Origin of the sequence: Halosimplex marinum, assembly GCF_051414075.1 — an archaeon.
In the GTDB taxonomy this organism is placed as follows: Archaea; Halobacteriota; Halobacteria; order Halobacteriales; family Haloarculaceae; genus Halosimplex; species Halosimplex marinum.
The window spans coordinates 796,693-823,313 of record NZ_JBLKNY010000004.1 but is presented as its reverse complement, the minus strand read 5'-3'; the positions used below and the strand labels follow the sequence as shown (position 1 = coordinate 823,313).

Genomic DNA, 26,621 nt, shown 5'->3' with positions numbered 1-26,621 from the left:
CCGTCGCTGTTGCTGTACTCGACTTGGTATTTCGTGCAGTAGTTCATTCGAACAGCCTCCGTGCGAAGACGTTCCAGCCGCCCACGTCGTCGACGACGACGGTCCGACACTCCCCGCAGACGTACCCGTCCGCGATCTCGGTCACGTCCGCGCCGCAGTTGTCGCACGTCATACCGTCGCCCCTCCCGAGGGCTCCGACTCGTCGGGCTGTTCGTCCTCGCTCTCCGCCGCTTCCGCCCGGCTCGACGCGAGCCCGATGCCGGCGAGGGCGAAGTTGACGACCGCGGGCGTCCCCGCTTTGATGTTCGCCCCGGCCCCGCGAAGCATCTTCTTGACGCCGATGAGAGCGTGACTCGCCGTATCGGACTTGTCGGGGTGGTCGTCGGGGCTCTCGTCGGGCTCGGTCGACAGCAGCATATCTTTGAGGGATACGCCACTGTCGCCGCCGTCCGCGGCGTCTGCGGCCGCGTCGTCGGCCGCGAGTTCGTCGTCACTGACCGCGTCGCTCGGTGCTACCGTTTCGGATTCGGATGCGCTCATACGAGATCGGGTCCGTCGTTCTGCTGATCGTCTGTCTGTCTGTTCTGCTGGCGGAGCGAGAGGACAGCCACGGCAACCGCGGCGAGCGCGCCGATCACGCCGATTCCGGCCGAGATCGACCCGTCACTATCGGGGCTGGGGCTGTCGTCGGCGTCCATGGATCCGTCATCCATAGACCCGGGATCCGGATCGGCGGAGTCGTCGGTATCGGGCGCACCCTGGAAGGGGTCATTTCCGGATAGCCCGAGCCCGCCGTCTCCGCCCGTGTCGCCGTCGTCTCCGGCATCCGCGTCCGTCGAGTCGTCTGTGATACCAGCAGGGTCGTCGACCGGCTCGTCCGGCTCGCCGTCGACCATGGATCGGGCCTGCTGATAGCCGATACCCTCATGTTCGCCCTTACTGCTTGAGATATGGGCGATGACGCTGTTTACGGGGTTGTCCGCGTCTGCGGGCGGTGCGTATCCGCACAGCGAACACGTCGGGCCGTCGGTCATCCGACCACCCCGGCCATGGTTCCGACGACCGTGCTGGCCGAGTGGGCCAGCCCGGGCCAGAACACTTTCGCGGCGACGACGAACACGAACAGCTTGTAGACTGTTCCGAGTTCGCCGATCCACTGCGGTTCAGCGTCTGAAAGTATCAGTTTCGTCGCGATCCACAGGAACGTTACCGTGACGAGGGTCAACCCGCCGATTACTGTCAAGAGCGGCACGACACCATGGATATCTTGAGTCAGACGGCTTTATCCTTTGTCTCCCAAGGGATGAGCGGAGTTGAAGACCAGAATGGCAAGCATTCCAGTTCCGTTCACCGACCTGTCGATGGACACGTCGGACCCGCAGGGCTTCGTCATGACGTTCGTCATGCTCGTCCTCGGGTTCGGCGCGTTCGTCCTCGCCCGGGACCTCGGCGGTTCCGTGGCGACGATCGTTTCGCAGACCCTCGGCGTTGGGTCTGGCGCACAGAACCAGCAGCAGAACAGCCCGAACATCCTCTAAACATGGCCCGGAAACTCGTTCCCGAAACGCAGTACGGGTCTCGATCCAGCAAGAAGCGCGTCAGCGAGGGGGACCTACTCGACGCGACCCTCCAGGCGCAAAACGAGATCACCGTCTACGAGGACAAGGTGCCCGCCGACAAGGCGTATCACTGGGGCTACGGCTTCAGCAACCGCGAGGCCGGCGAAACCTCGTTCGTCTACGCCGACTTCCAGAACTCGACCCCGGCGGCGATCTCGGGACAGCTCGTGCTGGCTATCACAGACAGCACCCAGGAAGACGTGCTCGCCAAGCGCTACTTCCAGAGCCTCGAAGATCTCCGTGCCGCCGAGAGCGACGCCCGCTCCGAGCGGATCGTCATGTCGGAGATGCAGCCGGCGGCCAGCGAGGACCGCCACCTCGAACTCCGGATCGTCGCGGACTCGTCGAGCGACGGCGACACCGTCTCGCCCGGCGATTCCAGCGTCAAGCTCAACTACGGCACCGTCAACGTCTGAGGGATTCAAGATGCCCATTCTTTCGCTCACGCAGACGCGCAGTCGCATCGCTCACGGGGGTGACCGGTAGTGCCCCGGATCGGTCCCGGGACCGGGCTCACCGGACCCAACATCGGGAGCACCACCTCCGACAACAACGACCAGCAGACCGACGCGAACGACAACAGCAACAACTCGCCGAACGACATGGAGGGCGGCGACAGCGGTCCCGAACGGGCCGCAAGCGGGACGCTCGCCGCGATCTCCAGCCCGTCGAGTATGTCGACGAACTACTCGAACCCGACGCTCGGTCGGGTCGGATCGTCTCTCGACGCGGTGGTCAACCCGAGCACCGGAGACACCGTCGTCTCGTCGGACTCGGAGAGCCTTCCCGACTCCGGCGGGGGCGGCGGTGGCTCCGGCGGAGGTGGTGGCGGCGGTTCCGGCGGAAAGCGAGGGACCGTCAACATCGCCACCCCAGAGGGTGGCGTCACCGGCCAGACCGACGAGTCCGGCACGATCGAGTCCGTCTCCGGCATGACCTCGCGCCTTCAGTCGCTCGGCAGTGGCGGTTCCGACGACGGCGGAGGCGGTGGCGGTGGCGGCGGTGGCGGCGGTGGCGGCGGCGGCGGTTCCGGCGGAGGTGGCGGTGGCGGTTCCGGCGGCGGTGGCGGTGGCGGCAGCCCCGGCGGAGGTAACGGCGGCGGCGATGCCGGCGACGTGATCACCGTCCTCCGGCGCGCCACCGACCCGTCGGCCGGTCAGCAGACTGGCCCCATGCCCATGCTGCTCGGTGGCGCTGGCGTCGGTGCCGGCGGCGGGTCCGGCGGCTCGGGCGGCGGTGGCGGCGGGATCGTCGACACGCTCACCTCACCGCTCGGTCTCGCCGCTGCTGGGGCGGCCGCGCTCGCGCTCGGCTTCGGCGCGTCGGAGGTGACGGACTGACATGGTGGACCGAACCGTCTTGCTCGCCGCCGTCGCGGCCGTCGTCGGGTTCCTGTTCCTCGGCGGGTCCGGTGGGAGCAACGGCAGCGGCGGAGGCGGTGGCTCCGACAGCTCCGGCGGCGGGGGCGGCAGCGGTGGCGGCGGTGGCGGCGGGGTCATCGGGACTGTCATCGACGTGAGCCCCGCCCCCGACGCGATCACCAACGTCGACCCGCCGATCAACCCGGTCAACGCGGTGACCGAGGGCGCGGTCTACCAGGGGCCGGACCCGCTCGACCTCGCCCCTGGCGAGGAGGGGCGCGGAGACCTGATCGCGCCGGTGAACCCCGGCAACGCCGTGATGGAGGGTCCGGTGTGGACCGGCCCCGACCCGCTGAACCTCGGAGGTGACAACTGATGGCCGACGGACTCATGGGGAAGATCATCGTCTCGGTCGCGGTCATCGTCGCCGCGATCCCCGGGCTGTTCGTCGAGCCCGGTCCCGTCTCCGAGGTGGTCGCTCTCGGTGTCCTCGCCGCGATCTGGCTCGGGGACGAGGACTTCAGCGAGGTGAGCGGACAGATATGAGCCTCGGAATCAACGCAGTGCTGGCGCTACTCGCCGTCATCGCCACGGTGAACGTCGCGCAGTTCGCCCACCAACTCCGGTTCGCGTCGGAGTTAGCGACACATGAAGCGCTCCCGCCGGAGCGCGCCCACGGGAGGGGAGACTGATGACCCAGCAGGTAGACGACGAGTGGACGCAAGTGCTGTCCGAGAACCACAGCGAGAGTACCCACACCGTCGAGATCGACGGTAACGACGTGTGGCTCTACAAGAGCCCGAACGGTGCCCGCCCGAACGAGCCGGAGAAGGGCGTCACCGGTCGGGCCAACGAGACCGTCATCATGCGGATCGACTCCGGAGTCTCGCTGTTCGCCCGGTGCAAGGTCGACGGCGAAGCCGCGGACGTGCGGGTAGTCGGCGGCTACGCTCAGGAGTCGACCGGCCGCGCGTCGGTGAAGGCCGATCTCGTCGGTACGCCCGGCGTGGACGTGTCCGACGACACTGATCGAGATCTCGGTCGGGTCAGTTTCCTGCTCGACGGCAACCCCGTCGATGACACGAACGTGCTCCCGACCGCGACGCCGAACCAGTCGAGCGTCCATACCGACTCGGTGAGCGGCGACGGGTCGATGACCGCGCAGTCCGTCCCCGACGGGTTCGCTGCCGCGTTCAAGGCCGATCCGTCCAACACGTCGACTGTCTACGTCGACGGGTACCCGCTCGCTGCCGGGGAAGGCGTCTCTCTCGCCGTCGATGACGTGAGTACGCCGAACATCACCGCCGACGACGCGAACGATACCACCCACGTCATCGTGGAGGTGGCCTAACGTGGCCGACGGATTTGGTGGCGATGGCGCCGAGCGGACCGCTCGCACCGTCTTGCAACTCCAGTCCTTCGCGGAAGACCCGGACGTGTCGACCGTGGAGGTGGCTCCAGGGACTTACGACCTCGGGGAGATCGGCGGCCCCGTCCACCCGACGAGTCACACGACGATCTCGGCGGTCCCCGGGACGGCGAAGATCATCGCGGCGACCGACGAATACGCTTTTACCCAGACGGACGGGGGCGAACACATCCGCTGGGAAGGGCTTGAAATCGAGGGATCGCCGTCAGATATCGACAGCAACGGCTACAGCGGCGCGATTTACACCCGTGGAGTCGACTACGCGGAGGCTGTGAACTGCCATGTGTACAACTGGAGCCGAAACGGGATCTGGTTCCGGGCAAGCGACACAGCGGGCGACGTGACCCGCGGCTGTCGGGTGTCGGGGTGCCATGTCCACGACCTGAGTGCGCTCGGCATCAACATCGAGGGGGTCGGAGTTGACGGCGAGATGGCCGACCTCCGGATCTCTGACAGCTATGTCCACCACATCCCCGGATCGACCCCAGAGACCTCTGACTCCGGGACTCAAACAGGGATCGGTGCGGAAGCTGCGCGGGGCGGGACGGTCTCCGGGTGCGTGACCTGGCAGACAGGGCAGGAGGGTATCCGGGCCGACGACTCGGTCTCTATCGTCGCAAACACGGTTATCGATCCTGCACAGCGGACAGACAACAACCGCGCGGGGATCGCGGCGACCGCGGGCGCTCAGCGCGCCACGATAACCGGAAACTGTGTCCGGCTCGAAACGGACCCCGGGACCGACGACGACGGGATTCTGGCGGTCCCCGGACCGAACGCGGGCGAAAACATCGCCATCAGCGGCAACACCGTGATGGGGCCATTCTACCGTGGGATTTCGGTCAACCGCCCTTCGGTTGCGGTCGTCGGTAACTCCGTCGACGGCGCATACTCGGGAGTCGTCGTTTGGGGTGAGTTGGAAGATGTCACCGGGGTCTCTGTCGGCCACAATACCCTGTCGGACGGCAGTCGTGGGGTGGTCGTTCGGGATGCTAACTATTCCGTCGACGAGGTAGCGCTCGTCGGCAACGCAATCACGGCGATGGACCAGGGGATCCGTGAGCGGGCAACTGGTGAGGCGGCTGTCGAGGCCGCCCAAAACGTGATGGTCTCCGTTACGACCAACTACGACGACACCGGGGCGCTGGTTATCAACGGAGGTGCATACGAGTCGGCCGCCGCGGAGACTCCCCAGGGTGACTACCCGCCGGGGACGATCGTTCGCTTCGAAGACAGCGACGGCGGGAGCGGCACGGGGACCTATCTCACGGCAAAAGATGGTTCCTTCGTCCAATTGGCTTCCAGTATCTGAGAGGGAGGCCTTAGCAGTCAGTTCACCCTCTCCCCTCTCGAAACAAACCCCGGTCACACCCGTCTCGACGCAGACCCTCGGGGTCGTGGCTCGACGTTTTCGAAAGACCGATTCTGAACACATCGCCGAGACCCCCGTGTTCAATTCTCGCCGAGCGCCGGCCGAATCGACCCGGAACCTCTCGCGGAGGTGAGAGAAAACCGGGCCTATCCCGGGCAAATCACCCCTTCGAGTGAGCGCAAAACTCTAGGATCTCGGAACTGTGTTCACATCCATGGCGGAGTCAACCCGCATCCGACTGACCGAAGCGCGCGAGCGGAAGTTCAGCAACCTCGAAGACGCCACGGGCGAGAGTACCCGTTCAGGCGCGCTCGACGCCGCCGCAGACTACTACCTGCGGATGGCCGGCGGTACGCCCGCCGTCCCCGAGGGCGCCGTCGAGAGCCTCATGCAGCGCGCCACCGAACAGGGCTCGGTGACGCCCGAGGAGATCGCGGAGGAACTCGGCCAGCCCGAGCTGCCCGTCGAGTACAGCCACCACTACTCGGTCGGCGAGGAGTGAGCGGCTACGTCGTCTCGGCCGAGATCTCGATCTTCACCCGTCGGTCCTCTTCCTCCCCCCAGTCGCCAGCGTCCCCATAGTCGGTGTTGTCGACGACGAGTCGGTACTTCCCGGCCGAGAGCGTCAGCGACCGACTCGCAGAGGCTTCGATCCCCTGAACGGTCCCGTCCGTGTAGTACTGCGGCCGGTGGGAGTCCTCGTCGTCGATGTAATCGAGGTAGTCCTGGTATTCGTCCTCGGCCATGAGGAACACGTCGAAGTCGTAATCCCCGGATTTCTGGTTCGTGACGGTCCAGTTCATCGAGAACTCCGAATCGAACTCTACCGGGATCTGGTAGTAGCCCGGCCCCGGGACCGTGTGCGTGTCGCTGTGGCTGAAGTGCTCCGGGAAGTCGGTCAGATCGTCTACGTCGACCGTCTCGATCACGGGCTCGGAGTCGTCTTCCGGCGTCGGCGAGTCGGTCGGGAACTCAACATCGTCGAGCGCGTCCCCAACATCCTGTTCCTCGGTCGGTGTCGGGCTCGGCGACGGCGTCGCCGTCGGCGTCGAGCCACCGCCCTGGAGATCCGACTTTTCCTGCACGTCCGGGTCGTTCGGTGCGTAGTCCTCCGAGTCGATGACGCCGTCCCCGTCGGAGTCCTGAACATCGTTCGAATCGTCGCCCGTGAGCCCCGAACAGCCGGAGACGAGAACCGCGCCCGCTGTTAGAAAGTGCCTACGGTCCATTTTGAACGGCTAGCGCCTGTCACTGTAGGAGCAAAAACCTACTGCCCGAGGCACCGGTCGACCGTCGGCGTCGGGAGGTGGCTGGCGTCGAGATCGCCGCGGAGGTACATCAGCCCCTCGCTGGTGATCTCGAACATCGACCCGTGGACGCTGTGAACCAGGCCGGCGTAGCGCAAAAATTCGAGGCGTTCGCGTACGTGACCCTCCGAGACGGCCTGAAACGCCTCGCGCGACAGCATCGACGGCGTGGCCCACCCGTCACTGCGCAGCATCTCTAAGATTCGTTCGTCCTCCCGTGTCATCCAGCGCGCTGACCTACGCACTCAAGGCTACACCCCGTTCTCCGTGGAGGAGGTGGAGGTGTCAGCGGGGGAGCCGCCGCGGGTGAGCTGCTCGTCGGGCTCGTCCTCGAAGGTGGAGAGTTCGCCGTCGAGATACTTTTCGCCGCGCTCGGTGATGACGTATACGCCGTTTCCGAGCGGTTGGACCAAAGCGTGCTCGGCCAGCTTTTGGAGGCGTCGAGAGACCTGCTGGCGCGAAACGCTCACGAACTCAGTTTCCGCCAGTTCAGACGGTGTACCCGAGTCCCACTCGCGAAGTAGTTCCAATATTCGATCATCCCACAGCGTCATCCAGGGGCCGGATCTTCTCATTGATTACATCCATGCAACCCCATTACTTATTATCAGTTTTCGGAGAAATTATGCACCGCCTGTAATGCTTTAGACGCTCGGTACATTTTTGTACCAAGGGTGCAATGGACGACAGTAGGAACCACATACTCGCCACTCACGTGCGGGTTCACCGGGCCGGCGTTGCACCGCCGGCCCGGAAAAGTGGTTCCGCCCGTAGACCATGTACGGAACCGATATCGCGGGCCATACGGCCCGCACTGGCGGAGACGCACCGCGTACCGAAAAGCCTGCTGTCGCCCACATGACCGACCCCGACACCCGAGCGCGGATCGACCGGATGCGTCGCGACGCGCTCAACGACATCGACGAGGCGACGAACCTTCTCGACGAGACCCGCGCCGCCGGCTACGCCGAGGCGCTGAACGACGTGCTCGACCTGCTGGACGGTGAGAGCGATGCCTGAGGCCGTCGACCCCGAGCGCCTTCACGACCGCGCGACGCCCGCCGTCGTCGACGTGGAGGGCCAGGGCGCGGTGTTCGTCGCGGACGTGCTGTTCAAGGACTCCGGCTGGATCCGCATCACCGAGTGGAACGGGCGGTACGCCTACCTCCCGCCCCACCGGGTTCGGCAGATCAAGCAGATCGAGGTGGAGCGCCCCGACGACGATCTCAGCCAGGCGTTCCGCGTGGCCGAGCCCGAGTGGCGCGAGCGCGCCGCGGAGTGGACCGAGGACCCCGAGGACCCTGACGACGCCGAACGGACGGTGATGGCATGACCGCCGCTCAGCAGGAACTCCACGACTTCGAGCGGCCGGAGTTGGACCTGTCGGTGCTGTCGGAGACCCAGCGCGAGATCTGGGACGCCGTCGTCGACGGCGACCACGAAGGCCGCGAGTACGCCCGCAAGACCGATCGGTCCTGGGGTACCGTCAGCAACCACATCGACCGAGCGTGCCGGAAGCTCGGCGTCGAGCGAGGGGAGTGGTGACGATGGAAGTCACGGCAGCCGGCGAGACGGAGTTTCACGTGTCTGATCCGACCGAGATCCATCAAGAACTGGTTCAGGCCTACAACTCGGCACTGAACACCGCGTACCCCGATCCGGCCGACGAACCCGACTTCCCGGTCGACATGGAGATCACCGTCGAGCTTCAGATCGACGAGAACCCAACGTCGGGAGGTGAGTCCGATGTCCGATGACGATATCGAGCTCACCGTGAAGATGACTCGCGGCGGCGACTCGGGCAACAAGGAGACGATGAAGGCGACCGTTTCCGCGCCGGACGTGGAGACGCTGAACGACCGCGTGACGGACCTCCGCGATCGGATGGAGGAGTGGTCGCTTCAGTGGCGGAACATCCAGCCCGAGGAGGAACGGATGCTCGCCGAGGATCAGAGCCGACTCGGGGAGAGCGAGGCATGAGCGACGACCTCGAACCGCTCGCGCCGGCCGACGCCGTCGAGATGTACGAGCGCCACCGCGAGCCGGATCTGAGCGAGAAGTCCCTTCAGAACCACCGGTACCGGCTGGATACGTTCGTCGAGTTCTGCCAGGAACGCGGGATCACGAACCTGAACAACCTCACCGGCCGGGACCTGCACCGGTATCGGACCTGGCGCGCCGACGGGATCTCGCCGACGACGCTCCGCGGGAACCTCGCCACGCTCCGAGTGTTCCTCGAGTTCTGCGCGTCCATCGACGCCGTCGAGTCCGGGATGCGCGAGAAGGTCGTGCTCCCCGAGGTGGACCGCGAGGACGAGAGCCGGGACGTGAAGCTCGACCACGGCCGGGCCAGCGAGATCATGAAGCACCTCGAACGGTTCGAGTACGCGAGCCGGGAGCACGTCATCATGGCCGTGCTGTGGCACACGGGCATCCGCCTGGGGACGCTCCGGGCGCTCGACGTGCGGGACTTCGACCGCGACGCCCCGGCGCTGACGGTGCGCCACCGGCCGGAGACGGGCACACCGCTCAAGAACAAGAAGTCGGCGGAGCGCTCGATCGCCGTCGGCGAGGGCTACGCCGAGATGATCGAGGACTACATCGACCACACGCGGATCCGCTCGGAGGACTCCCACGGCCGCGAGCCGCTGGTGTCCTCGGAACACGGCCGTCTCTCGGAGACAGCGATCCGGCTGACGGTCTACAAGTGGACCCGACCGTGCATGGTCGGCGAGTGTCCCCACGACAAGGACCCGAAGACCTGCGAGTACATGACCCGCGAGGGCGCGAGTCAGTGTCCGTCGAGCCGGTCACCCCACGGGATCCGCCGCGGAGCGCTCACCCGGATGCTCCGCCAGGGGACGCCCGAGGAGATCGTCAGCGACCGGAGCAACGTCAGCCGCGACGTGCTCGATCAGCACTACGACCGACGGAGCGAAGACGAGCGCCGGGAACTCCGGCGCGACTTCTTGGAGGACGCATGACCCCACCGACCCAGCGACAGAGAGAGCGACCGAACCGGAGTTCGAACACGGAGAGCAGCACCACCCGAACGGGCCGAACCCCGGCGAGTCCATTCCACTTTTTCCGGCGGAGAGTTCCTCGCGAGCCTCCGGCTCGCTGGCGGTTGGTGACGGATCAGTTCCCGGACAGCCAGTCGGGCGACTCCTCGTAGCTGTCGGTGCCGTCGGAAGCGGCCCGGTCGTCCGCGGCGTCGACGAGCGCCCCGATCTCGTCGCGCGCGCCGTCCGGCCGCTTGTGCAGGTACCACTCGACGAGTTCCCCGCGGGTCACGTCGTCGAGCAGTACGTCCGAGACACGCGTCGACCACAGCATGTAGCGGTCCGGTCCGCGTCTGTACACCCGCAGGTCGGCGTCGTCGGCCATGGCTCGGCGGTACCAGAGGGCGGACCGTCACGAGGGCTCGCATTTCGACGCCGAAGGCGTATTGTGCCCGAGGGCCCAAGCGGGAGTGATGCGACGGGGGGCCGCAGTCGTCGCAATGGTCGTCCTGCTAGCCGGGTGTAGCGCCGTCCCGTTCGGGAGCGACGATCCGCGAACGGGGCCGACCGACACCGTGACGCCCGTCCCCGTCACCGACGACCCGACGCCGACCCGGACGCTGCCCGACGACCGCCCGCCGGGCGTGCTGGCTAACGGGACGGTCGACGCCGACGCGCTCACCCGGGCCCACGCCGCCCACCTGGACAACCGGACGTACACCTGGCGCGTCAGGTACGACACCGGCGTGGCCGACGGGGACCGGCTCGTCCGGCGGCTCGTCGTGGACCGGGAGGCGTTCACCCTCTCGCAGGTCCGGGGCGAAGCGGGGCGGAACGTCTCGCTGTACGTCAACGCGACGGGCGGGTACCTGCGGGTGATCGAGGCCAGGCAACCCAGGTACGAATTCCTCTCGCTGCCGGGCCGGGCGGAGGACTACCACTTCGCGACCGCGTCGGTCCGGCAACTGCTCGACGAGCGGCGGGTCTCGGTGTCGACGGTCGAGCGACGGGGCCGCACGTACTACCGGCTGTACGCGGCCGGCGACCCGCCGGCCTCCGTGGGCCCCGCCGGGGCGACGATCACCGGGTTCAGCGCCACCGCCTACGTCACGCCCGAGGGGTTCGTCCGGTCGCTGGCCGCCGAGTACGTCCGGATCGTCGACGGCGACCGCACGCGAGTCGCGATGCGGTTCGACTACAGCCGGCTGGGCGAGTCGAACCCGACCCCGCCCGACTGGCTCGGCGAGGTCCCGCTGCGGTCGACGCCGGCGCCGGCCGATCCGGATGCGACGCCGAACGGCACGGTGAGGCTGGACGGAACCGCAACTCCGAACGGTACCGTCACGGCGACACCGGACGGTACCGCCGCGCCGACACCGACGGACGAACTCGACGGGTCGCCCACCGCGACTGCCGCGGGCGGCTGACAGGCGGGGGCACCGAATGGTGAGCGGCCGAGCCGCGTCCGGCGAGCGACCCTTACGACCGGATCGTGAGCATCCCGTCGTTGACCGACAGGTCGCTCACGTCCTCGGGAATCTCGAACTCGAACTGGCGCTCGCCGGCGACGACGATGGCGGTGTCGCCGAGGACGTCGAGCTGTGCGTCGACCCCCTCGCCGAAGTCGACCACGACGACGGTCTCGCCGCCGCGGTCGCGGCGGGTGATGGCGATGTCCTCGTCGTCGGCCGCCGCGGACTGGAGTTCGCTGGGTGCTTCCATGGGGGCAGTTGCCCGCTCGCGTACCTGAGCGTTGGGCCGGCCGCTGCAGGGGCGGGCGGAACCGAAAACGGACGACCGCGACCGGTCGTCAGGACATCAGCGTGACGACGTACCAGACGACCAGCGCGATCGTCGGGAGGATGACGGCGAACTTGACGCCCGAGAGCAGGTTCACGTCGCGGATGTAGCCGGCGATGAACGACGACAGAAGCGCCTGGAGGACGACCGCGTGGAAAAAGAGGACCGAGAGCATCTGCGTGTTGACGCCGCTGAAGCTGCCGCCGCCGACCGGACTGCCGGACCCGCCGCCGCCTCCCGTCTGCGTCGCGAGGTCCGCCATGACCGTCAGGAACCGGACCTTCAGCAGGGCCATCACGCCCAGCAGCGTGAGGTAGGTCATGATGATGATGACCATCTGCATCCGGGTCCGGGACTTCCGCTCGAGGTCGATGTCGTCCTGATTCTCCGAGGCCTGGGCGGCCGTCGAGAGCACGTCCTGGATCTGGCTGGAGGCCTCCTGGGCCTCGCTGATGAGCTTGACCGTCCGGGCGAGCCGCGGGATGTGGTAGCTGTTGTTGAACTCCCGGAGCGCGCTCTTGAGGCTGGTCCCGTAGTTGACCTTCGCGTGCATCGTCTCCAGTTCGTCGGCCATCCGCCCGGAGGAGGTGTCGGCGACGACCCGGATCGACTCCAGCAGGGTCATCCCGGTGTCGTTGGCCGAGGCGAGCTTGCGGAGGTTCTCCGAGAGGTTGCCGATGACGCTACGGCGCGTCCGGAGGTTCCACTCGTAGAAGACCGCCAGCGGCAGGAGGTTCAGGTAGATCGGGACGTACACCCACATGAACGTCCCCGTGATGACCGGGTAGGTCCACCGTTTGGACGGGTCCGAGAGCCCCTCGGGCACGTCCCCGCCCTGGGGGACCACCAGTTCCGAGATGGTCATCGGCGCCATGTGGAAGATGACGACGACCGCGAAGAAGGCGATCGTGATCGGGATCGTCACGCCGAGGACGTACAGCGGGTTGTCGCGGAAGAAGATGTGGGGCCGCCTGAGGATCTGGGTCGCGCGGTAGGTCCCCTCGCGGCCCTTGATGCGGTCGAAGACGCCGTAGGTGCCGGTGTAGTTCTCGACGAGCCCGAGGTTGAGGAAGCCGGCGTCGGCCTCGGAGTAGGTCCGCTCGTCGCCCCGGTCCGGCCGGAGGTAGCCGTCGCCGATGGAGTCCTGGGTCACGGTGGAAGTGAGCACGAGGAACCCGACCCCGGTCAGCGGGATGAGCCCGTAGACGGTGCCGACCATCATGTCCATCTTCGACCCGGAGGACATCATCGACATGATGACGAGGATGATGATGAGAAGCAGCGGGAACAGCGAGAGGGTCATGTACATCTCGCCGAACAGCTCCAGGGTGTCCAGCATCTTCTTCTGCTCCTGTTTGGCCGTCCGCATGTGCTTGTCCTTCTGGTCCTCCAGGAACGAGGTCATGTCGCCCCCGGAGTCGACGATCGACAGCATGTCCGTGAGGAACTGGCTCAGCTCCTCGCTGGGCGTCTCGATGGACTGGTTGCGGATCGCCGTCCGGTAGTCGGTGTCGAAGTACTCCGTCTCGAGGACGATCGACTGGAACTCCTTGGCCACCTCGCCGTAGGTGTCGTCGGCCTGGGCCATCGCCTGCAGGATCTCGAGCTGGTTCAGCCCGCCCACCGACAGGGCGTACATGAACGCGACCGAGTCCGAGAGGAGGACGTTGATCTCGCGTTTGCGCGCGTTCGACCGGAAGTAGGGGATCGACAGCAGCGACCCGAAGCCGACGCCGAAGCCGACGGCGCCGAACACGAGCCCCGAGAGGAACACGAGCGCGGGGACCTTCAGCGCCAGCACGATGGGTTCGATGGCGTCGGGGATGCGCAGCCCGAGCAGCGGGTTCTCACCGAGCCCGAGCATCTGGACGATCAGGAACCCCAGCAACATTCCGAGCAGCCAGAGGGTCAGCCCGGCGACGGTGCCGACCGCGAGGGCCCGCGAGATGTACATCTCGACGTTGTCGTCCATCCGGGCCTCGGCGAGTTTGTCCTCCATGCCCGAGACGAAGTCGCCCTCCTCGTCGAACAGCGCCCGGTAGAGCGGGTAGAACGTGTCCCCGACCGTGCTGGACCCGCCGAGCTGGCGCGAGGACCGCCCGAGACTCATGCCTCGTCAGCCTCCGCACCGGCCGCGGGGACGAACTCGCTGAAGTCGATGTCCTCGTCGTCCTCGTCCTCGACCGGCGTGATGTCGGTCTCCTCCTCGTCGAGGCCCGACCCGGTCAGGGCGCTGACGATGTCGGAGGTCTCCTTCTCGCGGAACCGCTGGAACAGCGGTCCGGCGTTCTCGAGGATGTCGTCGGCCTCCTCCAGCATCTCCGCCGGCGGGTCCGGCCGCGGGACCATCTTCTCCTTCTCGGGGTCGATGTTGATCTTGACCGACTCCATCTCCCGCAGGTCCTCCAGCGACCGCTCCAGCTTGTCCTCGGCGATGAGCGCCATGATCGTGTCCGGGTCGTTGATGAACGCCTGGACCGCCGCCGCGACCTCCGTGTAGGTGTTCAGCCCCTGCTCGATGAGGTAGGCGAGCACCACCTTCCGCATGAACAGCTCCTCGTCGAGCCGCTCCTGTTTCCAGCCGCGGTCGAACTTCAGCTCCTCCAGCGTGTTGGAGTTGCCCATCTGGAGGAACTCGTCGGTCTCGGCCTGCCACTCGTAGACGTCGCGGACGTTGATCTCGTCGTGCTCGGCGGAGTACTCGTTGATCTCGGTGAGGTTCTTGTTCCGCCGGACCTTGTTGCCGTCGACGCGGGTCTGGGTCTGGATGGAGACCAGGTCCAGCGCCGTGAACAGCGTCTTCGAGACGTTGATCGGGTCGGTCGTGAACCGCTTGATGACCTCCCCGACCGTGTCGGCGTGGAAGGTGGAGTAGGCGGTGTGGCCGGTCGACATGACCTGGAACAGGTCGCGGCCTTCCTCGCCACGGACCTCGCCCATCACGATGTAGTCGGGGCGCTGTCGCAGCGCGGCCTCCAGCAGGTCGAACTCGTCCACGTCGCCCTTGTCGTCCTCGCCGAAGGAGGGGCGGGTGACGGAGGCGACCCAGTTGCGCTGGGGCAGTTCGACCTCGCGGGTGTCCTCGATGGAGACGATCTTCGCGTTGCTGGGGATAAAGAGGGAGATGGCGTTCAGCGAGGTGGTCTTCCCCGAAGCGGTGCCCCCGGCGAAGATCATCGACTTGTTGTTCTCGATGCACAACCAGAGGAACGCCATCTCGTCGAGCGAGAAGGTGTTCCAGTTGATGAGGTCGACGGGCGTGAAGGGCACGTCCTTGAACTGGCGGATGGTGTAGTTGGTCCCGTGGTCGGAGACCTCCTCCCCGAGGGTCAACTGGGCGCGGGAGCCGTCGGGGAGGGTGGCGTCGACCTGCGGCTGGCGCTTCGAGATGCCTTTCCCGGAGCGCTGGGCGAGCTTGACGACGAACTCGTCGAGCGACTCCTTGCCGTGCTCGACGTTCGTGATGATGTTCTCGTACTCGGTGTGGTAGACGAACACCCGGGAGTTGTACCCGTCGCAGGAGATGTCCTCGACGTTGATGTCGTGTTTGACCGGGTCGATGCGCGCGTAGCCGATGAAGTCGCGTTTGAGCCGGTAGAGGAGCTTCTCGACCTGGTACTCGTTGAGCGTCTCCGGGTCGTCGCCGACGACCGCCGGCTCCGGTCGGGCCTCGATGCCGTCGAGCCCGCCCCCCTGGGTGTCGACCTCGATCTCCATGCCCAGCGCCCCCTTGAGCTGGTCGACCATCCCGAGATCGCCCTGCTGGCCGGGCGTGTACAGGTCGTAGCGTTCGAGCAGTCGCTCCGTCTCGCGCTGGATGACGCCGGCGCGGTCGGCGTCCGACCCCTCGACGACCACGTCGTCGTCGGAGTACTTGATGGCCGACTTGAGCTTGCCCGAGAGGAAGTCGGCCAGCCGGGACTCGATGTCGTTCTCGTAGGGCTCGATGGCGTAGTACTTCTTCTCGTTTTCCTTGCGCGAGTGGAAGATGACCACGCAGGCGTAGGGCTTGTTCACCCAGTAGCGCTCGACCTCGACGAAGTGGGCCTTCTTCTCTAAGGGCACCGCCTTCTCCAGGTCGTAGCGGTTGACGACCGTCGTGTGCCCGTCCGCGGTCGAGAAGAAGTCGTCCTCGTCGAGTTCGGGCTCGACGTCGACGGTGCGCTCGTCGACGATCGACGAGAGCGCCGCCGCGGCCGACCCGCCCTCGCTCAGGCGGTCCTCGGTCTCGTCGGGGTCGAACCCGAGGTACTCCTCGGGCTCGAACGGGACCTTCTCGCCGTCGCTGTTCCGGGGGATCTCGCCGTCCTCGTCGTAGTAGTACTCCTGTTTGAAGTGCTCCCAGGTGTAGCGGTCCTTGACGACGACGGAACGCTCGGCCTCGATGCGGTCGCCCCACGCCCGTTCGAGCGTCTTCGCCGCGCCCGCAGCCGCCTGCAGCCGGTCCTCGACGTCGAGCGGGTCGAACCCGAGGTACTCGCTGCGGTCGAAACGCCCGCCCGAGTGCACGTCCCGGCGCAGGTCGTTCCACGTGTACTCGCCGACGGTCGCGCCGCCCCCTGAGAACTGCTCGCTCCCCGACGCGACCTGGTCGGACTCGTTGCCCCCCGTGCCATCAATTGCCATTACAGGCTAACTGCTAGTAAGACGGAAAAAGCTTTACGCCCAAACGGTAGTAACCGATAATCACCGTCGACCGCCGATCGCCGGCGGTAGGGAGGTTCTACGGTTATTATACGAGCACGTGTAATTTATAAATGCTATCCGACGAACGATTCGATCCGGGCCAGCGCCTCCTTGAGGTCACCGAGGCTCGTCGCGTAGGAGACGCGGAGGTGACCCTCGCCGCCGGCGCCGAAGACGTTCCCGGGGACCACGGCGACGCGCTCCTCCTCCAGCAGCGCCTCGGCGAAGGCGTCGGCGTCGTCCCAGGGGCACTCGGGGAACGCGTAGAAGGCGCCGGAGGCGGGGAAACAGTCGATCCCCATCTCCTCGAACCGCGAGAGGACGAAGTTCCGCCGGCGGTCGTACTGGGCGCGCATCTCGCGGACCTCGTCGTCACACGAGTCCAGCGCCTCGACGGCCGCGTACTGGGCGGTCGTCGGCGCCGACAGCATCGTGTACTGGTGGATGCGGTTCATCGCCTCGGTCGCCCCGGGCGGCGCGAGCGCGTAGCCCAGCCGTAGCCCCGTCATCGCGTAGGCCTTCGAGAAGCCGTTGAACACGACCGTCCGCTCGCGCATCCCCGGGAGCGTGGCGATCGATGCGTGGTCGTGCTCGTAGGTGAGCTCCGAGTAGATCTCGTCGGAGAAGACGAGCAGGTCGTGCTCGCGAGCGAACGCGGCGACCGGCTCCAGCTCCTCGCGGGTCATCGTCGCGCCCGTCGGGTTGTTCGGGTAGCACATGACCAGCGCGTCGGCCTCGGCCGCGCCCGACGCCTCCAGCACCTTGCGGGTGAGTTTGAACTCGTCCGCTGCGCGCGTGGGCACGTCGACCACGTCCGCGCCGGCGAAGCGGGCGCTCGGGACGTAGGAGACGTAACAGGGCTGGGCGATGGCCACCGAGTCGCCCTCGTCGAGGAACGCCCGGAAGGCCAGGTCGACGGCCTCGCTGGCGCCGGCGGTGACGAGGACCTCGTCGTCGGGGTCGTAGTCGAGGCCGTACCGGCGTTCGGCGTCGGCCGCGATCCGCTCGCGCAACTCGGCCATTCCGCGGTTGGCCGTGTAGGAGGTCTGCCCCCGCTCCAGCGACGCGATGGCGGCGTCGCGGGCGGCCCACGGCGGCGCGAAGTCGGGCTCGCCCACGCCCAGCGAGATGATGTCGTCGTACTCCTCGGCGAGTTCGAAGAACTTGCGGATGCCCGACGGCGGGACCGACTCGACCGTGTCGGTCGGCTCGAACGTCATGGCGAGACGGACAGCCGGTCGTCGTCGCGGCCGTCCCCGAACTCGACGCCCCGCTCCTTGTAGCTCTCCATGATGTAGTGGGTCACCGTCTGGGTGATCTCCGGGACGGGCGCGACCTTCTCGCTGATGAACCGCGACACCTCGCTCATCGAGTCGCCCTCGACCTCCATGGCGAAGTCGAAGTCGCCGCTCACCAGCCGCAGCCCCTGCACCTCGGGGAACTTCGCGAGGCGCTCGGCGATGTCGTCGTAGCCCGTCTCGCGGTCGAGCGTGACGTTCAACTCGACGGCCGCGCGCACCCGCTCGGGCTCGACCTTGTCCCAGTCGACGACGGCCTGGTAGCCCTTGATGACGCCCTCGCTCTCGAGGTCGTCGACGACGGCCTCGACCTCCTCGGCGGTGAGGTCGGTCTGTCGGGCCAGGTCGTCCGTCGAGTAGCGCGCGTTCTCGCGGAGCAACGCCAGTATCTCCTCGCGGTCGCTCATACCTACCCTCCGGCCCACTGCGACCAAAAGGGTTTCTCCATCGCGGCAACCGCTCGCACACCGGCCGCTGCCTGCGACCGGACGGCGCCCCACGGACGACCCGCCGCCGAGACGGGCGGTTTTATGCGGGCCTCCCCCATAGACGGCGCCATGCTCGACACGGACCCGTCGGACGGGTCGGGCGGGCCGCCTGACGGCGGCTGGGCGTTCGTCGCGGACAGCGACGGCGCCGCGGAGCTCCTCGGGACGCTCGTCGGCCTCAACGACGAGCGGGCCTACACCCGCTCGGACCTCGCCGAGCGGTCGGGCGTCGCCCTGAAGACGCTGTACCTGAACGGCCTGGTCGACGAGTTCGTCGACCTGGGCCTGCTCGTCCGCGCCGTCGACGCCGACGACGAGGAGACCGAACCGCAGTACCGCGTCGCCGCCGACAGCGACCTGCTCGCGGCGGCCCGCGCGTTCGACGACGCCTACCGCGCGGACTGACCGGGTATCCTGAACCCACCGAACGGTCCCGGCCGACCGCCGTCAGTCGCTGCGCTCCCCCTCGAACCCGCCGAGCCACCCGTCGACCGCCGACTTCACGGCCCCGGTCGTGCTCCCGACGTGGAGGATCTGGTAGCCCTCGTCCGCCTTCTCGTTCACGTCGTCCATCCCGAACCCGAGCCCGCCCAGCGCCACGTCCGACTCGACCGCCGTCGAGCGGATCCGCTCGATCCCCTCCTCGACCTCCGGGTGGTCGAGTTCGCCGGGACGGCCCAGCGAGACGGACAGGTCGAGCGGGCCGGCGAAGACGAAGTCCAGCGCCGGCACGGCGACGATGTCGTCGATCGCGTCGACGGCCTCGCGGTTCTCGACGGTCACGCCGAAGAAGACCTCCTCGTCCTCGGTGGCGACGTAGTCGTCGGCCAGCCCCCAGCGCCGCGCCCGGGGGTTGGCCATCCCGCGGTCGCCCGGCTCGCCGTCGTACTCGAACCGGGTCGCCCGCGCGGCGCGCTCGACCTCCTCGACGCCGCTGACCCGCGAGAGGAAGACGTTGCGGACCCCCGCGTCCAGCACTTTCCGGACGAGCGCCGGTTCGGTCGTCGGCACGCGCGCGAGGACTTCCGTCCCGGTTCCCTCGGCCGCTCGCAACAGGTCCTCCATCACGGTCGCGTCCCACGGGCTGGGGCCGCCGTGTTCGAAGTCGAGCCAGACGAAGTCCATACCGAGTTCGCCGTAGAACTCGACGAGCGTCGGGCTATACGTGTTGTCGAGGACGCCCAGCGCGACCTCGCCCGCCTCGACCCGCTCTCTGACTGCGTTTCCGCGGTGGTCGTCGACCATGGATCCGAGTCGGCCGGCGCGTCCGTAAGCGTGGTGCCGGCGACGGCCACGGGGGGTTCGGTGGGCGCTGACGGCCCGGAGTTTCCCGGTCAGTACAGTGCGAGACAACACGGCGACTGCGCAACGTATCGAGCGGGCGGTGGCTCTCCCGCTTCTCCCGTCAGAGCGACCCTTCGAACCCGGGATATATCCCTGTTACAAAGATTTATTCCGTCCGACGACGGATTTAGGGTATGAAGGAACCGCGACCCGAAGCAACCGCGGACGCTGACGAGCGTCAGGACCCGCCGGACTTCGAAGAATTAACTCCGCCCGAAGAGGTTGTTCGCGGTGACCGGACGCGCGATGATTTCTTCGACGCCGTCCTGGGCCTCCACGCTCCAGCAACAGCGAGTGACGTCGCGGACCGGGCCGACCACGGGGTAGACGCCGCCCGGGAGTACCTGGAGTGGTTCGAACGGATGGGTATCGTTACCCGAGTCTCCGACTCCCCTGCGACGTACGAACGCAATCAGGAGTACCTGAACTGGCGGCGCGTTCAGCGCCTCCGAGAGAAGTACACCGCGGACGACCTGCTCGCCCTCCTGCAGACGGAGGCGGACCGTGACGACGAGTTCGCCGAAGAACTCGACGCCGAATCCCCGGATGCAGTCGCGATCGCTGCCCGCGCATCCGAGACTGGACGCTCCGTGGAGGACGTGTGGGAAGACGTGTCCGCCTGGAAGACGACGCGCCGGCGGATTTCGCTCCTCGAACGCGCGTTGCAGGCAGGCTCCGACGGCGAAGCTGACGAACGGACCGCCGTATGACGGACGAGGGGGACCGTACCCGTCCCCGAGACGACGTCGGTGGTGCGCCGGTCGATTTCGACCGGCTAGACGTCATCGCCGAGCGATTCGGCGGTGATGAGCGGTTCGACCGGGTCGAAGACCGCTCCGAGTTCGCGTCGGACCGACTGGTCTGCAGGTACGACGCAGGTTTCTATCCGAATCACGTACAGCAGGCCCGCCTGGAGATCGCGTGGTTCGAGAACGGGGACTTCTCGCTGCATTACCACGAGGAACACGAGACAGGCTCGTTCGACCACCGATGGGATCGCCACCCGTCCGACCACAACACGCGTGACCACGTTCATCCCGGGCCGGATGCACCCACGCCCGGCGAGGATACGTCGCACCCACGGGAGTGGCGCGACGTGCTCTCGATGGTCCTCACCGAGATCGAAACTCGACAGCGACGCTTCTGGACGCAGCAATGATATCGTGTGCCGGAAGACGATGTCGATCGGCGTCCTCCTCCCGACGGCTGACATCCTCCCACGGCCAAAGCCGCCGGTTTCCCCCACCCAAAGCGATTTTCACCGCGGGCCCCTATCGCCACCCGTCATGGTCGCACTCGACTCGGAGGAGGACGCGTTAGACCGCGGCGACGCCGCACCGGACTTCGAACTGCCCGGCGTCGACGGCGAGACCCACGCGCTCGACGACTTCGCCGACAGCGACGCCCTGCTGGTGGTGTTCACCTGCAACCACTGCCCGTACGCCCAGGCGAAGTTCGACGAGCTGAACGCCCTGGCCGAGGAGTACGACGACGCGGCCGTCGTCGGGATCAACCCCAACGACGCCGAGGAGTACCCCGGGGACTCCTTCGAGAAGATGGTCGAGTACGTCGAGAGCGGGAAGGTGCAGTACGACGCCTACCTGCGCGACGAGAGCCAGGAAGTCGCAGCCGCGTACGGCGCCACCTGCACGCCGGACCCGTTCCTGTTCGCCCGGGAGGACGGCGAGTTCCGCCTGGCGTACCACGGCCGGCTGGACGACGCCCTGAACCCCGACGACGAGCCGACCGAGCGGGAGATGAAGCAACTCATCGACCGCGTGCTGGCCGGGGAGTCGATCGACGACGAGTTCAAGCCGAGCCGCGGCTGCTCGATCAAGTGGCGCGAGGCGTAGCTGAGCGGTCGACAGCGCGGCGGGCTGGCGTCGTCGTGCGGCAGGTGTAGCGGCGGCGGGCGCCGAGCGACCCGCCAGCGAGACGCAACTGCAAAGTACGGACCCGCGGATTCCCGGGTATGAAGGCGACCGCGAAGGCCCACCCGATCCAGGGGCTGGTCAAGTACCACGGGATGCGCGACGAACAGTTGCGACACCCGTACCACGACTCCATCAGCCTCTGCACCGCGCCGAGCCACACGAAGACGACCGCCGAGTTCGACCCCGCGCTCGACGCCGACGAGTACGTCGTCGACGGCGACCCCGTCGAGGGGAAAGGCGCCGACCGCATCCGCACCGTCGTCGACGAGGTCCGCGACCGGGCCGGTATCGACCACCGCGTCCGCTTCGTCTCGGAGAACTCCTTCCCGACGAACATCGGCTTCGGCTCCTCGGCCTCCGGGTTCGCGGCGGCCGCGACGGCGCTCTCGGAGGCCGCGGGGCTGGACCTGACTCGACCGGAGGTCTCCGCGATCGCCCGCCGTGGCTCGGCCTCGGCCGCCCGCGCGGTCACGGGCGCCTACTCGCACCTCCGGACGGGCGCCGACGACGAGGACTGCCGCTCGGAGCGCATCGACGTGGCCGACGAACTGGAAGAGGAGGTCCGCGTCGTCGCCGGGATGGTCCCGAGCTACAAGGAGACCGACTCCGCCCACGCCGAGGCCGCCGAGAGCCACATGTTCGAGGGCCGGATGGCCCACATCCACGGGCAGATCGCGAAGATGCGCGGCGAACTCCGCGACGGCGACTTCGACGACGCCTTCGAGCGCGCGGAGCACGACTCGCTGTCGCTCGCAGCGACGACGATGACCGGCCCCTCGGGGTGGGTCTACTGGCAGCCCCGCACCATCGAGATCTTCAACACCGTCCGCGAGCTACGCGCCGAGGAGGGCCTGCCCGTCTACTTCTCGGTCGACACCGGCGCGAGCGTCTACGTCAACACTACGGCCGAACACGTCGGTCGCGTCGAGGAGGCCGTCGCCGGCTGCGGCGTCGACACCCGCGTCTGGGAGGTCGGCGGTCCCGCCGAGATCCTCGACGAGAGCGAGTCGCTGTTCTGAGCGGCTTCACTCCCCGTCGCCTTCGGGCCGCACGGACAGCACGGGGACGGAGACGTTGCGGATCAGCCGCTCGGTCGTGCTCCCCAGCAGCACGCGGTCGAGGCCGGAGTGGCCGTGGGTTCCCATCGCGACGAAGTCGATCCCAGCGTCGTCGGCGTAGTCGACCAGCATCGACCCGGGCGACCCCTCGCCGACCTCGGTGACGGCGTCGACTCCCGCCTCGCGGGCGCGCTGGGCGACGCGCTCCGTCGCCTCCTCGCCGTTCTCGATCATCGGTTCCAGCAGGTCGCCGCCGACGGGGCCCGCCGCCCCTGCTCCGCCGGCCCCGGCCGTGACGCCCGCGCCGCCCGCGACCGCGCCTACGTCGACGACGTGGACCGCGTGGACGGTCGCGTCGAAGGCGTCGGCGACGGCGAGCCCGTGGTCGACGGCCGCCTCGGCCGCCTCGCTGCCGTCCGTCGGCACCAGCACGTCGTCGTAATCGAGAGCCGGTTCGCTGCCGGCCGCCGCCGCGTCGTCGGTCGCGGACCCGCCCCCGTTCTCCCTGACCGTGACGACCGGGACCGGCGACTCGCGGACGACCTGCGCGCTCGTGCTCCCGGTGAGCACGCGGTCGACGGCCGACCGGCCGTGAGTCCCCATCGCCACGAGGTCGTGGTCCGCGGCCCGGTCGAGGATGGTCTCGGCGGGCTCACCTTCGACGACGGCCGTCTCCACCGTCTGTTCGCCGGCTCGCTCTGCCGCGGAATCGACCGACCGCTGCGCTTCGGTCTCCAGCCGGTCGCGGTACTCCTCGTCGATACCGCCGGCATCGAACGGCCCCGCGGCCTCGTCCAGGTCGACGACGCCGAGTACCTCCACGGACGCGTCGAAGGCGTCAGCCAGCGCGAGCGCGTGGTCGGCGGCCCGGTCGGCCGTCGGACTCCCGTCGGTGGGCGCGAGGATCGACTCGTACATACGCCCGGTTGGATCGCCGGCCGTTTCAAAGACAGGTCGGTCGGCGGGAGCAGCGGCTCGGCGGGAGTCGTTCCATCGCTACCACACCGCGGCTCAGACCGCGTCGCCGCCGAGGCTGGCGGTCAGTTGCTCGCGGGTCTCGAGGCCGGTGTCGAACCGCTGGAGGATCTGCGACTGGTGGTCCGGGCAGGCGGTGACGACGACCATCCCGTCGTCGACGGCGACCATCGGGTGGGTCGTGTCGTAGCGGGCGTTCCGGCAGGCGGGGCAGGCGACGCCGCCGGCCGGGTAGTGGTCGAGCACGCGGGCGGCGTCCTCGGTCGTCAGGCCGCAGATCGTCGAGAAACGGTCGAGGTGGGTCTCGCAGCTCCGGACCGGGATCGTGAGGTGGTCGAGCAACAGGAAGGAGACGGTCCGGTCGCTGTCGTCGTCGATCACCGACTGGCAGGCGTCGCAGCCGACGGCGGGCCGGTCGCCGCGTCCGTTCGGCTCCGACCGCGGGCGCTCCTCGTCCGGCATCGATCCGACCTGCGGGACCCAGACGGGTAAGTTGTCGGGTGGCGGAACCGGCCGAGCGGGGCACCCGGCCGTCACCGCGGGGGCGACACCGACCGGTCACTCCCCGCTCTCGGGAGCGTCGGGACGGACGGCCAGCACCGGCGCGGGCGACCGGGAGACGATCCGCTCGGTCGTGCTCCCGAGGAGCACGCGGTCGATCCCGGTCCGGCCGTGGGTGCCCATCGTCACGAGGTCGATCCCCGCCTCGTCGACGTAGTCGAGCAGGTCAGCCGCGGGGAACCCCTCCTCGACGGCCGTCACCGCGTCGAGCCCCTCCGCGCGGGCGCGGTCAGCGACGGTCTCGACGGCTGCCTCCCCGGCCTCGGTGAACCGCTCCAGTTGCCTGGTCGGCGGCTCGACGCCCGTTCTGGTCGCCATCGATCCCAGGTCGACGACGTGGACCGCGTGGACGGTGGCGTCGAAGGCGCCGGCGACGGCGAGCCCGTGGTCGATCGCCGCCTCGGCCGCGCCGCTGCCGTCGGTCGGGACCAGCACGTCGTCGTAGTCGGTGACCGGGTCGGCGTCGGTCTCGCGGGCGGTCAGGACCGGCCGGGCCGCGTGGCGGAGGACGTACCGCGCGACGCTCCCGAAGACGAGCCGCGAGAGCCCGCGCCGGCCGTGGGTCCCCATCGCGACCGCGTCGAACTCGCCCTCGTCGGCGTAGTCGACGATGGCCTTCGCGGGGTCGCCGGAGACGACGGCCGTCTCCACCGGCACGCGGTCGCCGGCCAGCGCCGCCGCGTCCTCGACGGCCGACTCGGCCTCGCGCTCGGCGCGCTCGCGGAACTCACCGGAGACGCCGCCGGCGTTGAACGGTCCGGCCGCCCGGTTCAGGTCCGCGACGCCGAGCACCGTCACGGTCGCGTCGAACGCCGCCGCCAGCGAGACGGCGTGGCGGGCAGCCCGCTCGGCGTGCGCGCTGCCGTCGGTCGGCACCAGGATCGTCTCGTACATGTTCGAGGGTTCGCCCGGCGAGTATTTGAAACCGGCCACGGTTCCCGGCGGACGGGACCGACCGGGGCTCGTACCCCCTCGATCAGCCGCGTCGGGGGCCGCCGCCAGCGGACAGTCTCCGACCCGCCCGTCAGTGGGCTTTTCTCGATTCGGCCCGCAGTCCCGTCATGCGCGTCGCCGTCTTCGGCGCCGGATACGCCGGCCTGAACCTCGCCCGCGAACTCGAATCGTCGCTCCCCGAGGCGGCCGACCTCGTCGTCGTCGACGAGGACGCCAGCCACCTCGTCCAGCACGAACTCCACCGCGTCGTCCGCCGCCCCGAGCTGGCCGAGGAGATCGTCGTCGACCTCGACGCGGTCCTCGACCGCGCGACCGTCCGCGAGGCGACCGTCACCGACATCGACACGGCGGCGGGCGTCGCCACGCTCGACGGCGGTGACGGCTCCGGCGAGCGCACCGAACTCGCCTACGACGTGGGCGCGGTCTGTCTCGGCGCCGAGACCAACTACTACGACCTGCCCGGCGTCGAGGCCCACGCCACGCCGCTCAAGCGCCTTTCCGACGCCGAAGCCGTCCGCGCCGACTTCCTCGACGCAGTCGACGCCGGGACGACCGCGGATCCCGCCCGCGTCGTCGTCGGCGGGGCGGGCCTGTCGGGCGTGCAGGTCGCCGGCGAACTCGCCGCGCTCGCCCGCGACGAGGGTGCTCGCGACGCCATCGAGGTCGTGCTACTCGAACAGGAGGACACCGTCGCGCCGAACTTCCCCGGGAACTTCCAGCGCGCGGTCCGCGAGGAACTGGAGGCCCGCGACGTGCGCGTGGAGACGAACCACGCCGTCGAGAGCGCCGACGACGAGGCCATCGCGTTCGCGGACGGGTCGACCGAGCGCTACGACGGGTTCGTCTGGACGGGCGGGATCCGCGGCCCGGACGCTCTCCGCGGCGAGCGCCCGGTCGTCCGCGGCGACCTGCGCTACCGCGACGGCACCTTCGTCGTCGGCGACGCCGGCCGGGTCGTCGACACCGACGGGGAAGCCGTCCCCGCCAGTGCCCAGGCGGCCGTCCGCGAGGCCCGCGTCGCCGCCGACAACGTCGCCCGACTCGTCGACCACGAACGCTCCGGCGAGGGCGGCTTCGAGCCCCGCCTCGACGGCTACCGCTTCGACTCGCTGGGCTGGCTCGTCAGCGTCGGCGACGGCGCCGTCGCGCAGGTCGGCCCGACGGTCCTCCGAGGGCGGTCAGCGAAGGCGCTGAAGACCACCGTCGGCGCCGGCTACCTCTCCAGCGTCGGCGCCGTCGAGAACGCGGCCGACCTCGTCCGGGAGGCGGTCGGGTGGCCCGACGAGGACGAAAAGCCGCAGGATACCGACGACGAGGATTCTACCCGGATCGGGAAGTGATCGACTTACGATGGGCCGAGGTACCGTTCAGTGCAGGGGAGTGATATATCAGACACGGGCCAGTTGCGAAACGCATCCCTGTCCGCGACGACG

Annotated in this window: 39 protein-coding genes; 22 read left to right on the top strand and 17 right to left on the bottom strand. The window is 68.2% G+C overall.

Annotation, left to right across the window (positions count from 1 at the left end):
• Nucleotides 1–43: 43 nt before the first annotated feature.
• Genes ACMGFI_RS12275 through ACMGFI_RS12260 form a run of 4 tightly spaced genes read right to left on the bottom strand, consistent with a single transcriptional unit; the run spans nucleotide 44 to nucleotide 1,225 of the window.
• The gene (locus ACMGFI_RS12275; RefSeq protein ID WP_436909954.1) at nucleotides 44–172 is read right to left on the bottom strand and encodes a hypothetical protein; all 129 of its coding nucleotides are present in this window, start codon (nucleotides 170–172) and stop codon (nucleotides 44–46) included.
• Nucleotides 169–540 carry a hypothetical protein gene (locus ACMGFI_RS12270; protein ID WP_436909953.1) on the bottom strand — a complete coding sequence of 124 codons (372 nt, stop codon included), beginning with the start codon at nucleotides 538–540 and terminating at the stop codon, nucleotides 169–171. Before ACMGFI_RS12270 ends, ACMGFI_RS12275 begins: the two co-directional genes overlap by 4 nt.
• On the bottom strand, nucleotides 537–1,034 hold the full coding sequence (locus tag ACMGFI_RS12265; RefSeq protein ID WP_436909952.1) for a hypothetical protein: 498 nt from the start codon (nucleotides 1,032–1,034) through the stop codon (nucleotides 537–539). Before ACMGFI_RS12265 ends, ACMGFI_RS12270 begins: the two co-directional genes overlap by 4 nt.
• The gene (locus tag ACMGFI_RS12260) at nucleotides 1,031–1,225 is read right to left on the bottom strand and encodes a hypothetical protein (protein ID WP_436909950.1); all 195 of its coding nucleotides are present in this window, start codon (nucleotides 1,223–1,225) and stop codon (nucleotides 1,031–1,033) included. The genes ACMGFI_RS12265 and ACMGFI_RS12260 overlap by 4 nt, the downstream gene beginning before the upstream one ends.
• Before the next feature lie 100 nt (nucleotides 1,226–1,325).
• Here ACMGFI_RS12260 and ACMGFI_RS12255 point away from each other — a divergent pair, with 100 nt between their 5' ends.
• The 9 genes from ACMGFI_RS12255 (at nucleotide 1,326) to ACMGFI_RS12215 (ending at nucleotide 6,283) form a co-directional block, all read left to right on the top strand.
• Complete coding sequence (locus ACMGFI_RS12255; RefSeq protein WP_436909948.1) at nucleotides 1,326–1,538, top strand: hypothetical protein; 213 nt, start codon at nucleotides 1,326–1,328, stop codon at nucleotides 1,536–1,538.
• A 2-nt stretch (nucleotides 1,539–1,540) separates the two neighbouring features.
• On the top strand, nucleotides 1,541–2,035 hold the full coding sequence (locus ACMGFI_RS12250; RefSeq protein ID WP_436909946.1) for a hypothetical protein: 495 nt from the start codon (nucleotides 1,541–1,543) through the stop codon (nucleotides 2,033–2,035).
• Between the two features lie 69 nt (nucleotides 2,036–2,104).
• Nucleotides 2,105–2,959: a hypothetical protein gene (locus ACMGFI_RS12245; protein WP_436909945.1), complete on the top strand. Its 855-nt coding sequence runs from the start codon at nucleotides 2,105–2,107 to the stop codon at nucleotides 2,957–2,959.
• A 1-nt stretch (nucleotide 2,960) separates the two neighbouring features.
• Nucleotides 2,961–3,356 carry a hypothetical protein gene (locus ACMGFI_RS12240; protein ID WP_436909943.1) on the top strand — a complete coding sequence of 132 codons (396 nt, stop codon included), beginning with the start codon at nucleotides 2,961–2,963 and terminating at the stop codon, nucleotides 3,354–3,356.
• Nucleotides 3,356–3,526, top strand: coding sequence for a hypothetical protein (locus ACMGFI_RS12235; RefSeq protein WP_436909942.1), 171 nt, complete (start codon nucleotides 3,356–3,358; stop codon nucleotides 3,524–3,526). Before ACMGFI_RS12240 ends, ACMGFI_RS12235 begins: the two co-directional genes overlap by 1 nt.
• Nucleotides 3,523–3,672 (top strand): hypothetical protein, encoded by a 150-nt coding sequence (locus tag ACMGFI_RS12230; protein ID WP_436909941.1) that lies wholly within the window; start codon nucleotides 3,523–3,525, stop codon nucleotides 3,670–3,672. The genes ACMGFI_RS12235 and ACMGFI_RS12230 overlap by 4 nt, the downstream gene beginning before the upstream one ends.
• Complete coding sequence (locus ACMGFI_RS12225; RefSeq protein WP_436909939.1) at nucleotides 3,672–4,331, top strand: hypothetical protein; 660 nt, start codon at nucleotides 3,672–3,674, stop codon at nucleotides 4,329–4,331. Before ACMGFI_RS12230 ends, ACMGFI_RS12225 begins: the two co-directional genes overlap by 1 nt.
• Before the next feature lies 1 nt (nucleotide 4,332).
• Complete coding sequence (locus tag ACMGFI_RS12220) at nucleotides 4,333–5,721, top strand: right-handed parallel beta-helix repeat-containing protein (RefSeq protein ID WP_436909938.1); 1,389 nt, start codon at nucleotides 4,333–4,335, stop codon at nucleotides 5,719–5,721.
• A 274-nt stretch (nucleotides 5,722–5,995) separates the two neighbouring features.
• Nucleotides 5,996–6,283, top strand: coding sequence for a hypothetical protein (locus ACMGFI_RS12215; protein ID WP_436909937.1), 288 nt, complete (start codon nucleotides 5,996–5,998; stop codon nucleotides 6,281–6,283).
• 4 nt (nucleotides 6,284–6,287) lie between these two features.
• Here the strand turns inward: ACMGFI_RS12215 and ACMGFI_RS12210 are convergent, their stop codons facing one another.
• From ACMGFI_RS12210 to ACMGFI_RS12200, 3 genes are read right to left on the bottom strand one after another with little or no spacing between them, the layout of a single operon-like run.
• Nucleotides 6,288–7,010 carry a hypothetical protein gene (locus ACMGFI_RS12210; RefSeq protein ID WP_436909936.1) on the bottom strand — a complete coding sequence of 241 codons (723 nt, stop codon included), beginning with the start codon at nucleotides 7,008–7,010 and terminating at the stop codon, nucleotides 6,288–6,290.
• 38 nt (nucleotides 7,011–7,048) lie between these two features.
• Nucleotides 7,049–7,312: a hypothetical protein gene (locus ACMGFI_RS12205; protein ID WP_436909934.1), complete on the bottom strand. Its 264-nt coding sequence runs from the start codon at nucleotides 7,310–7,312 to the stop codon at nucleotides 7,049–7,051.
• 27 nt (nucleotides 7,313–7,339) lie between these two features.
• The gene (locus ACMGFI_RS12200; protein WP_495849319.1) at nucleotides 7,340–7,663 is read right to left on the bottom strand and encodes a winged helix-turn-helix domain-containing protein; all 324 of its coding nucleotides are present in this window, start codon (nucleotides 7,661–7,663) and stop codon (nucleotides 7,340–7,342) included.
• Between the two features lie 283 nt (nucleotides 7,664–7,946).
• Between ACMGFI_RS12200 and ACMGFI_RS12195 the strand changes: the two genes are divergently transcribed.
• From ACMGFI_RS12195 to ACMGFI_RS12170, 6 genes are read left to right on the top strand one after another with little or no spacing between them, the layout of a single operon-like run.
• On the top strand, nucleotides 7,947–8,108 hold the full coding sequence (locus tag ACMGFI_RS12195) for a hypothetical protein (protein ID WP_436909932.1): 162 nt from the start codon (nucleotides 7,947–7,949) through the stop codon (nucleotides 8,106–8,108).
• Nucleotides 8,101–8,421 (top strand): hypothetical protein, encoded by a 321-nt coding sequence (locus ACMGFI_RS12190; RefSeq protein ID WP_436909931.1) that lies wholly within the window; start codon nucleotides 8,101–8,103, stop codon nucleotides 8,419–8,421. The genes ACMGFI_RS12195 and ACMGFI_RS12190 overlap by 8 nt, the downstream gene beginning before the upstream one ends.
• Nucleotides 8,418–8,633, top strand: a complete 216-nt coding sequence (locus ACMGFI_RS12185; protein ID WP_436909930.1) for a sigma-70 family RNA polymerase sigma factor — start codon at nucleotides 8,418–8,420, stop codon at nucleotides 8,631–8,633. Before ACMGFI_RS12190 ends, ACMGFI_RS12185 begins: the two co-directional genes overlap by 4 nt.
• Nucleotides 8,630–8,845, top strand: a complete 216-nt coding sequence (locus ACMGFI_RS12180; RefSeq protein WP_436909928.1) for a hypothetical protein — start codon at nucleotides 8,630–8,632, stop codon at nucleotides 8,843–8,845. The genes ACMGFI_RS12185 and ACMGFI_RS12180 overlap by 4 nt, the downstream gene beginning before the upstream one ends.
• Nucleotides 8,835–9,068, top strand: a complete 234-nt coding sequence (locus ACMGFI_RS12175) for a DUF7389 domain-containing protein (protein WP_436909927.1) — start codon at nucleotides 8,835–8,837, stop codon at nucleotides 9,066–9,068. The genes ACMGFI_RS12180 and ACMGFI_RS12175 overlap by 11 nt, the downstream gene beginning before the upstream one ends.
• The gene (locus tag ACMGFI_RS12170) at nucleotides 9,065–10,072 is read left to right on the top strand and encodes a tyrosine-type recombinase/integrase (RefSeq protein WP_436909925.1); all 1,008 of its coding nucleotides are present in this window, start codon (nucleotides 9,065–9,067) and stop codon (nucleotides 10,070–10,072) included. The genes ACMGFI_RS12175 and ACMGFI_RS12170 overlap by 4 nt, the downstream gene beginning before the upstream one ends.
• Before the next feature lie 154 nt (nucleotides 10,073–10,226).
• On the opposite strand, the gene ACMGFI_RS12165 is transcribed toward ACMGFI_RS12170, so the two are convergent.
• Nucleotides 10,227–10,475, bottom strand: a complete 249-nt coding sequence (locus ACMGFI_RS12165) for a hypothetical protein (protein WP_436909923.1) — start codon at nucleotides 10,473–10,475, stop codon at nucleotides 10,227–10,229.
• 115 nt (nucleotides 10,476–10,590) lie between these two features.
• Between ACMGFI_RS12165 and ACMGFI_RS12160 the strand changes: the two genes are divergently transcribed.
• The gene (locus ACMGFI_RS12160; RefSeq protein ID WP_436909922.1) at nucleotides 10,591–11,517 is read left to right on the top strand and encodes a hypothetical protein; all 927 of its coding nucleotides are present in this window, start codon (nucleotides 10,591–10,593) and stop codon (nucleotides 11,515–11,517) included.
• A 52-nt stretch (nucleotides 11,518–11,569) separates the two neighbouring features.
• Here ACMGFI_RS12160 and ACMGFI_RS12155 read toward each other — a convergent pair whose 3' ends face one another.
• From ACMGFI_RS12155 to ACMGFI_RS12135, 5 genes are all read right to left on the bottom strand, one after another.
• On the bottom strand, nucleotides 11,570–11,812 hold the full coding sequence (locus tag ACMGFI_RS12155) for a DUF7127 family protein (protein WP_436909920.1): 243 nt from the start codon (nucleotides 11,810–11,812) through the stop codon (nucleotides 11,570–11,572).
• A gap of 88 nt (nucleotides 11,813–11,900) precedes the next feature.
• Nucleotides 11,901–14,000, bottom strand: coding sequence for a type II secretion system F family protein (locus tag ACMGFI_RS12150; protein WP_436909918.1), 2,100 nt, complete (start codon nucleotides 13,998–14,000; stop codon nucleotides 11,901–11,903).
• Entirely contained in the window at nucleotides 13,997–16,516 is a 2,520-nt protein-coding gene (locus ACMGFI_RS12145; protein ID WP_436909917.1) for a type II/IV secretion system ATPase subunit, read from the bottom strand. The genes ACMGFI_RS12150 and ACMGFI_RS12145 overlap by 4 nt, the downstream gene beginning before the upstream one ends.
• A gap of 134 nt (nucleotides 16,517–16,650) precedes the next feature.
• Nucleotides 16,651–17,796: a pyridoxal phosphate-dependent aminotransferase gene (locus tag ACMGFI_RS12140; RefSeq protein ID WP_436909916.1), complete on the bottom strand. Its 1,146-nt coding sequence runs from the start codon at nucleotides 17,794–17,796 to the stop codon at nucleotides 16,651–16,653.
• A complete protein-coding gene (locus ACMGFI_RS12135) occupies nucleotides 17,793–18,281 on the bottom strand; it encodes an Lrp/AsnC family transcriptional regulator (protein WP_436909915.1) in 489 nt (162 codons plus the stop codon). The genes ACMGFI_RS12140 and ACMGFI_RS12135 overlap by 4 nt, the downstream gene beginning before the upstream one ends.
• Before the next feature lie 150 nt (nucleotides 18,282–18,431).
• Between ACMGFI_RS12135 and ACMGFI_RS12130 the strand changes: the two genes are divergently transcribed.
• Nucleotides 18,432–18,767: a hypothetical protein gene (locus tag ACMGFI_RS12130; protein WP_436909914.1), complete on the top strand. Its 336-nt coding sequence runs from the start codon at nucleotides 18,432–18,434 to the stop codon at nucleotides 18,765–18,767.
• A 42-nt stretch (nucleotides 18,768–18,809) separates the two neighbouring features.
• Here ACMGFI_RS12130 and ACMGFI_RS12125 read toward each other — a convergent pair whose 3' ends face one another.
• On the bottom strand, nucleotides 18,810–19,607 hold the full coding sequence (locus ACMGFI_RS12125) for an HpcH/HpaI aldolase family protein (RefSeq protein ID WP_436909913.1): 798 nt from the start codon (nucleotides 19,605–19,607) through the stop codon (nucleotides 18,810–18,812).
• 233 nt (nucleotides 19,608–19,840) lie between these two features.
• On the opposite strand from ACMGFI_RS12125, the gene ACMGFI_RS12120 reads away from it, so the two are divergent.
• The 4 genes from ACMGFI_RS12120 (at nucleotide 19,841) to mvaD (ending at nucleotide 22,659) form a co-directional block, all read left to right on the top strand.
• Nucleotides 19,841–20,416 (top strand): DUF7342 family protein, encoded by a 576-nt coding sequence (locus tag ACMGFI_RS12120; RefSeq protein ID WP_436909912.1) that lies wholly within the window; start codon nucleotides 19,841–19,843, stop codon nucleotides 20,414–20,416.
• A complete protein-coding gene (locus tag ACMGFI_RS12115; RefSeq protein ID WP_436909911.1) occupies nucleotides 20,413–20,865 on the top strand; it encodes a toxin-antitoxin system TumE family protein in 453 nt (150 codons plus the stop codon). Before ACMGFI_RS12120 ends, ACMGFI_RS12115 begins: the two co-directional genes overlap by 4 nt.
• Nucleotides 20,866–20,992: 127 nt before the next feature.
• Entirely contained in the window at nucleotides 20,993–21,559 is a 567-nt protein-coding gene (locus ACMGFI_RS12110; protein WP_436909909.1) for a thioredoxin family protein, read from the top strand.
• Between the two features lie 119 nt (nucleotides 21,560–21,678).
• The gene (gene mvaD / locus ACMGFI_RS12105; protein WP_436909907.1) at nucleotides 21,679–22,659 is read left to right on the top strand and encodes a phosphomevalonate decarboxylase MvaD; all 981 of its coding nucleotides are present in this window, start codon (nucleotides 21,679–21,681) and stop codon (nucleotides 22,657–22,659) included.
• Nucleotides 22,660–22,665: 6 nt separating this feature from the next.
• Here the strand turns inward: mvaD and ACMGFI_RS12100 are convergent, their stop codons facing one another.
• The 3 genes from ACMGFI_RS12100 to ACMGFI_RS12090 form a co-directional block, all read right to left on the bottom strand.
• Nucleotides 22,666–23,616 carry a universal stress protein gene (locus ACMGFI_RS12100; RefSeq protein ID WP_436909906.1) on the bottom strand — a complete coding sequence of 317 codons (951 nt, stop codon included), beginning with the start codon at nucleotides 23,614–23,616 and terminating at the stop codon, nucleotides 22,666–22,668.
• 93 nt (nucleotides 23,617–23,709) lie between these two features.
• Complete coding sequence (locus tag ACMGFI_RS12095; protein WP_436909904.1) at nucleotides 23,710–24,135, bottom strand: hypothetical protein; 426 nt, start codon at nucleotides 24,133–24,135, stop codon at nucleotides 23,710–23,712.
• 96 nt (nucleotides 24,136–24,231) lie between these two features.
• Nucleotides 24,232–25,128: a universal stress protein gene (locus ACMGFI_RS12090; RefSeq protein WP_436909902.1), complete on the bottom strand. Its 897-nt coding sequence runs from the start codon at nucleotides 25,126–25,128 to the stop codon at nucleotides 24,232–24,234.
• A gap of 167 nt (nucleotides 25,129–25,295) precedes the next feature.
• On the opposite strand from ACMGFI_RS12090, the gene ACMGFI_RS12085 reads away from it, so the two are divergent.
• On the top strand, nucleotides 25,296–26,528 hold the full coding sequence (locus ACMGFI_RS12085; RefSeq protein ID WP_436909900.1) for an NAD(P)/FAD-dependent oxidoreductase: 1,233 nt from the start codon (nucleotides 25,296–25,298) through the stop codon (nucleotides 26,526–26,528).
• Nucleotides 26,529–26,621 lie beyond the last annotated feature (93 nt).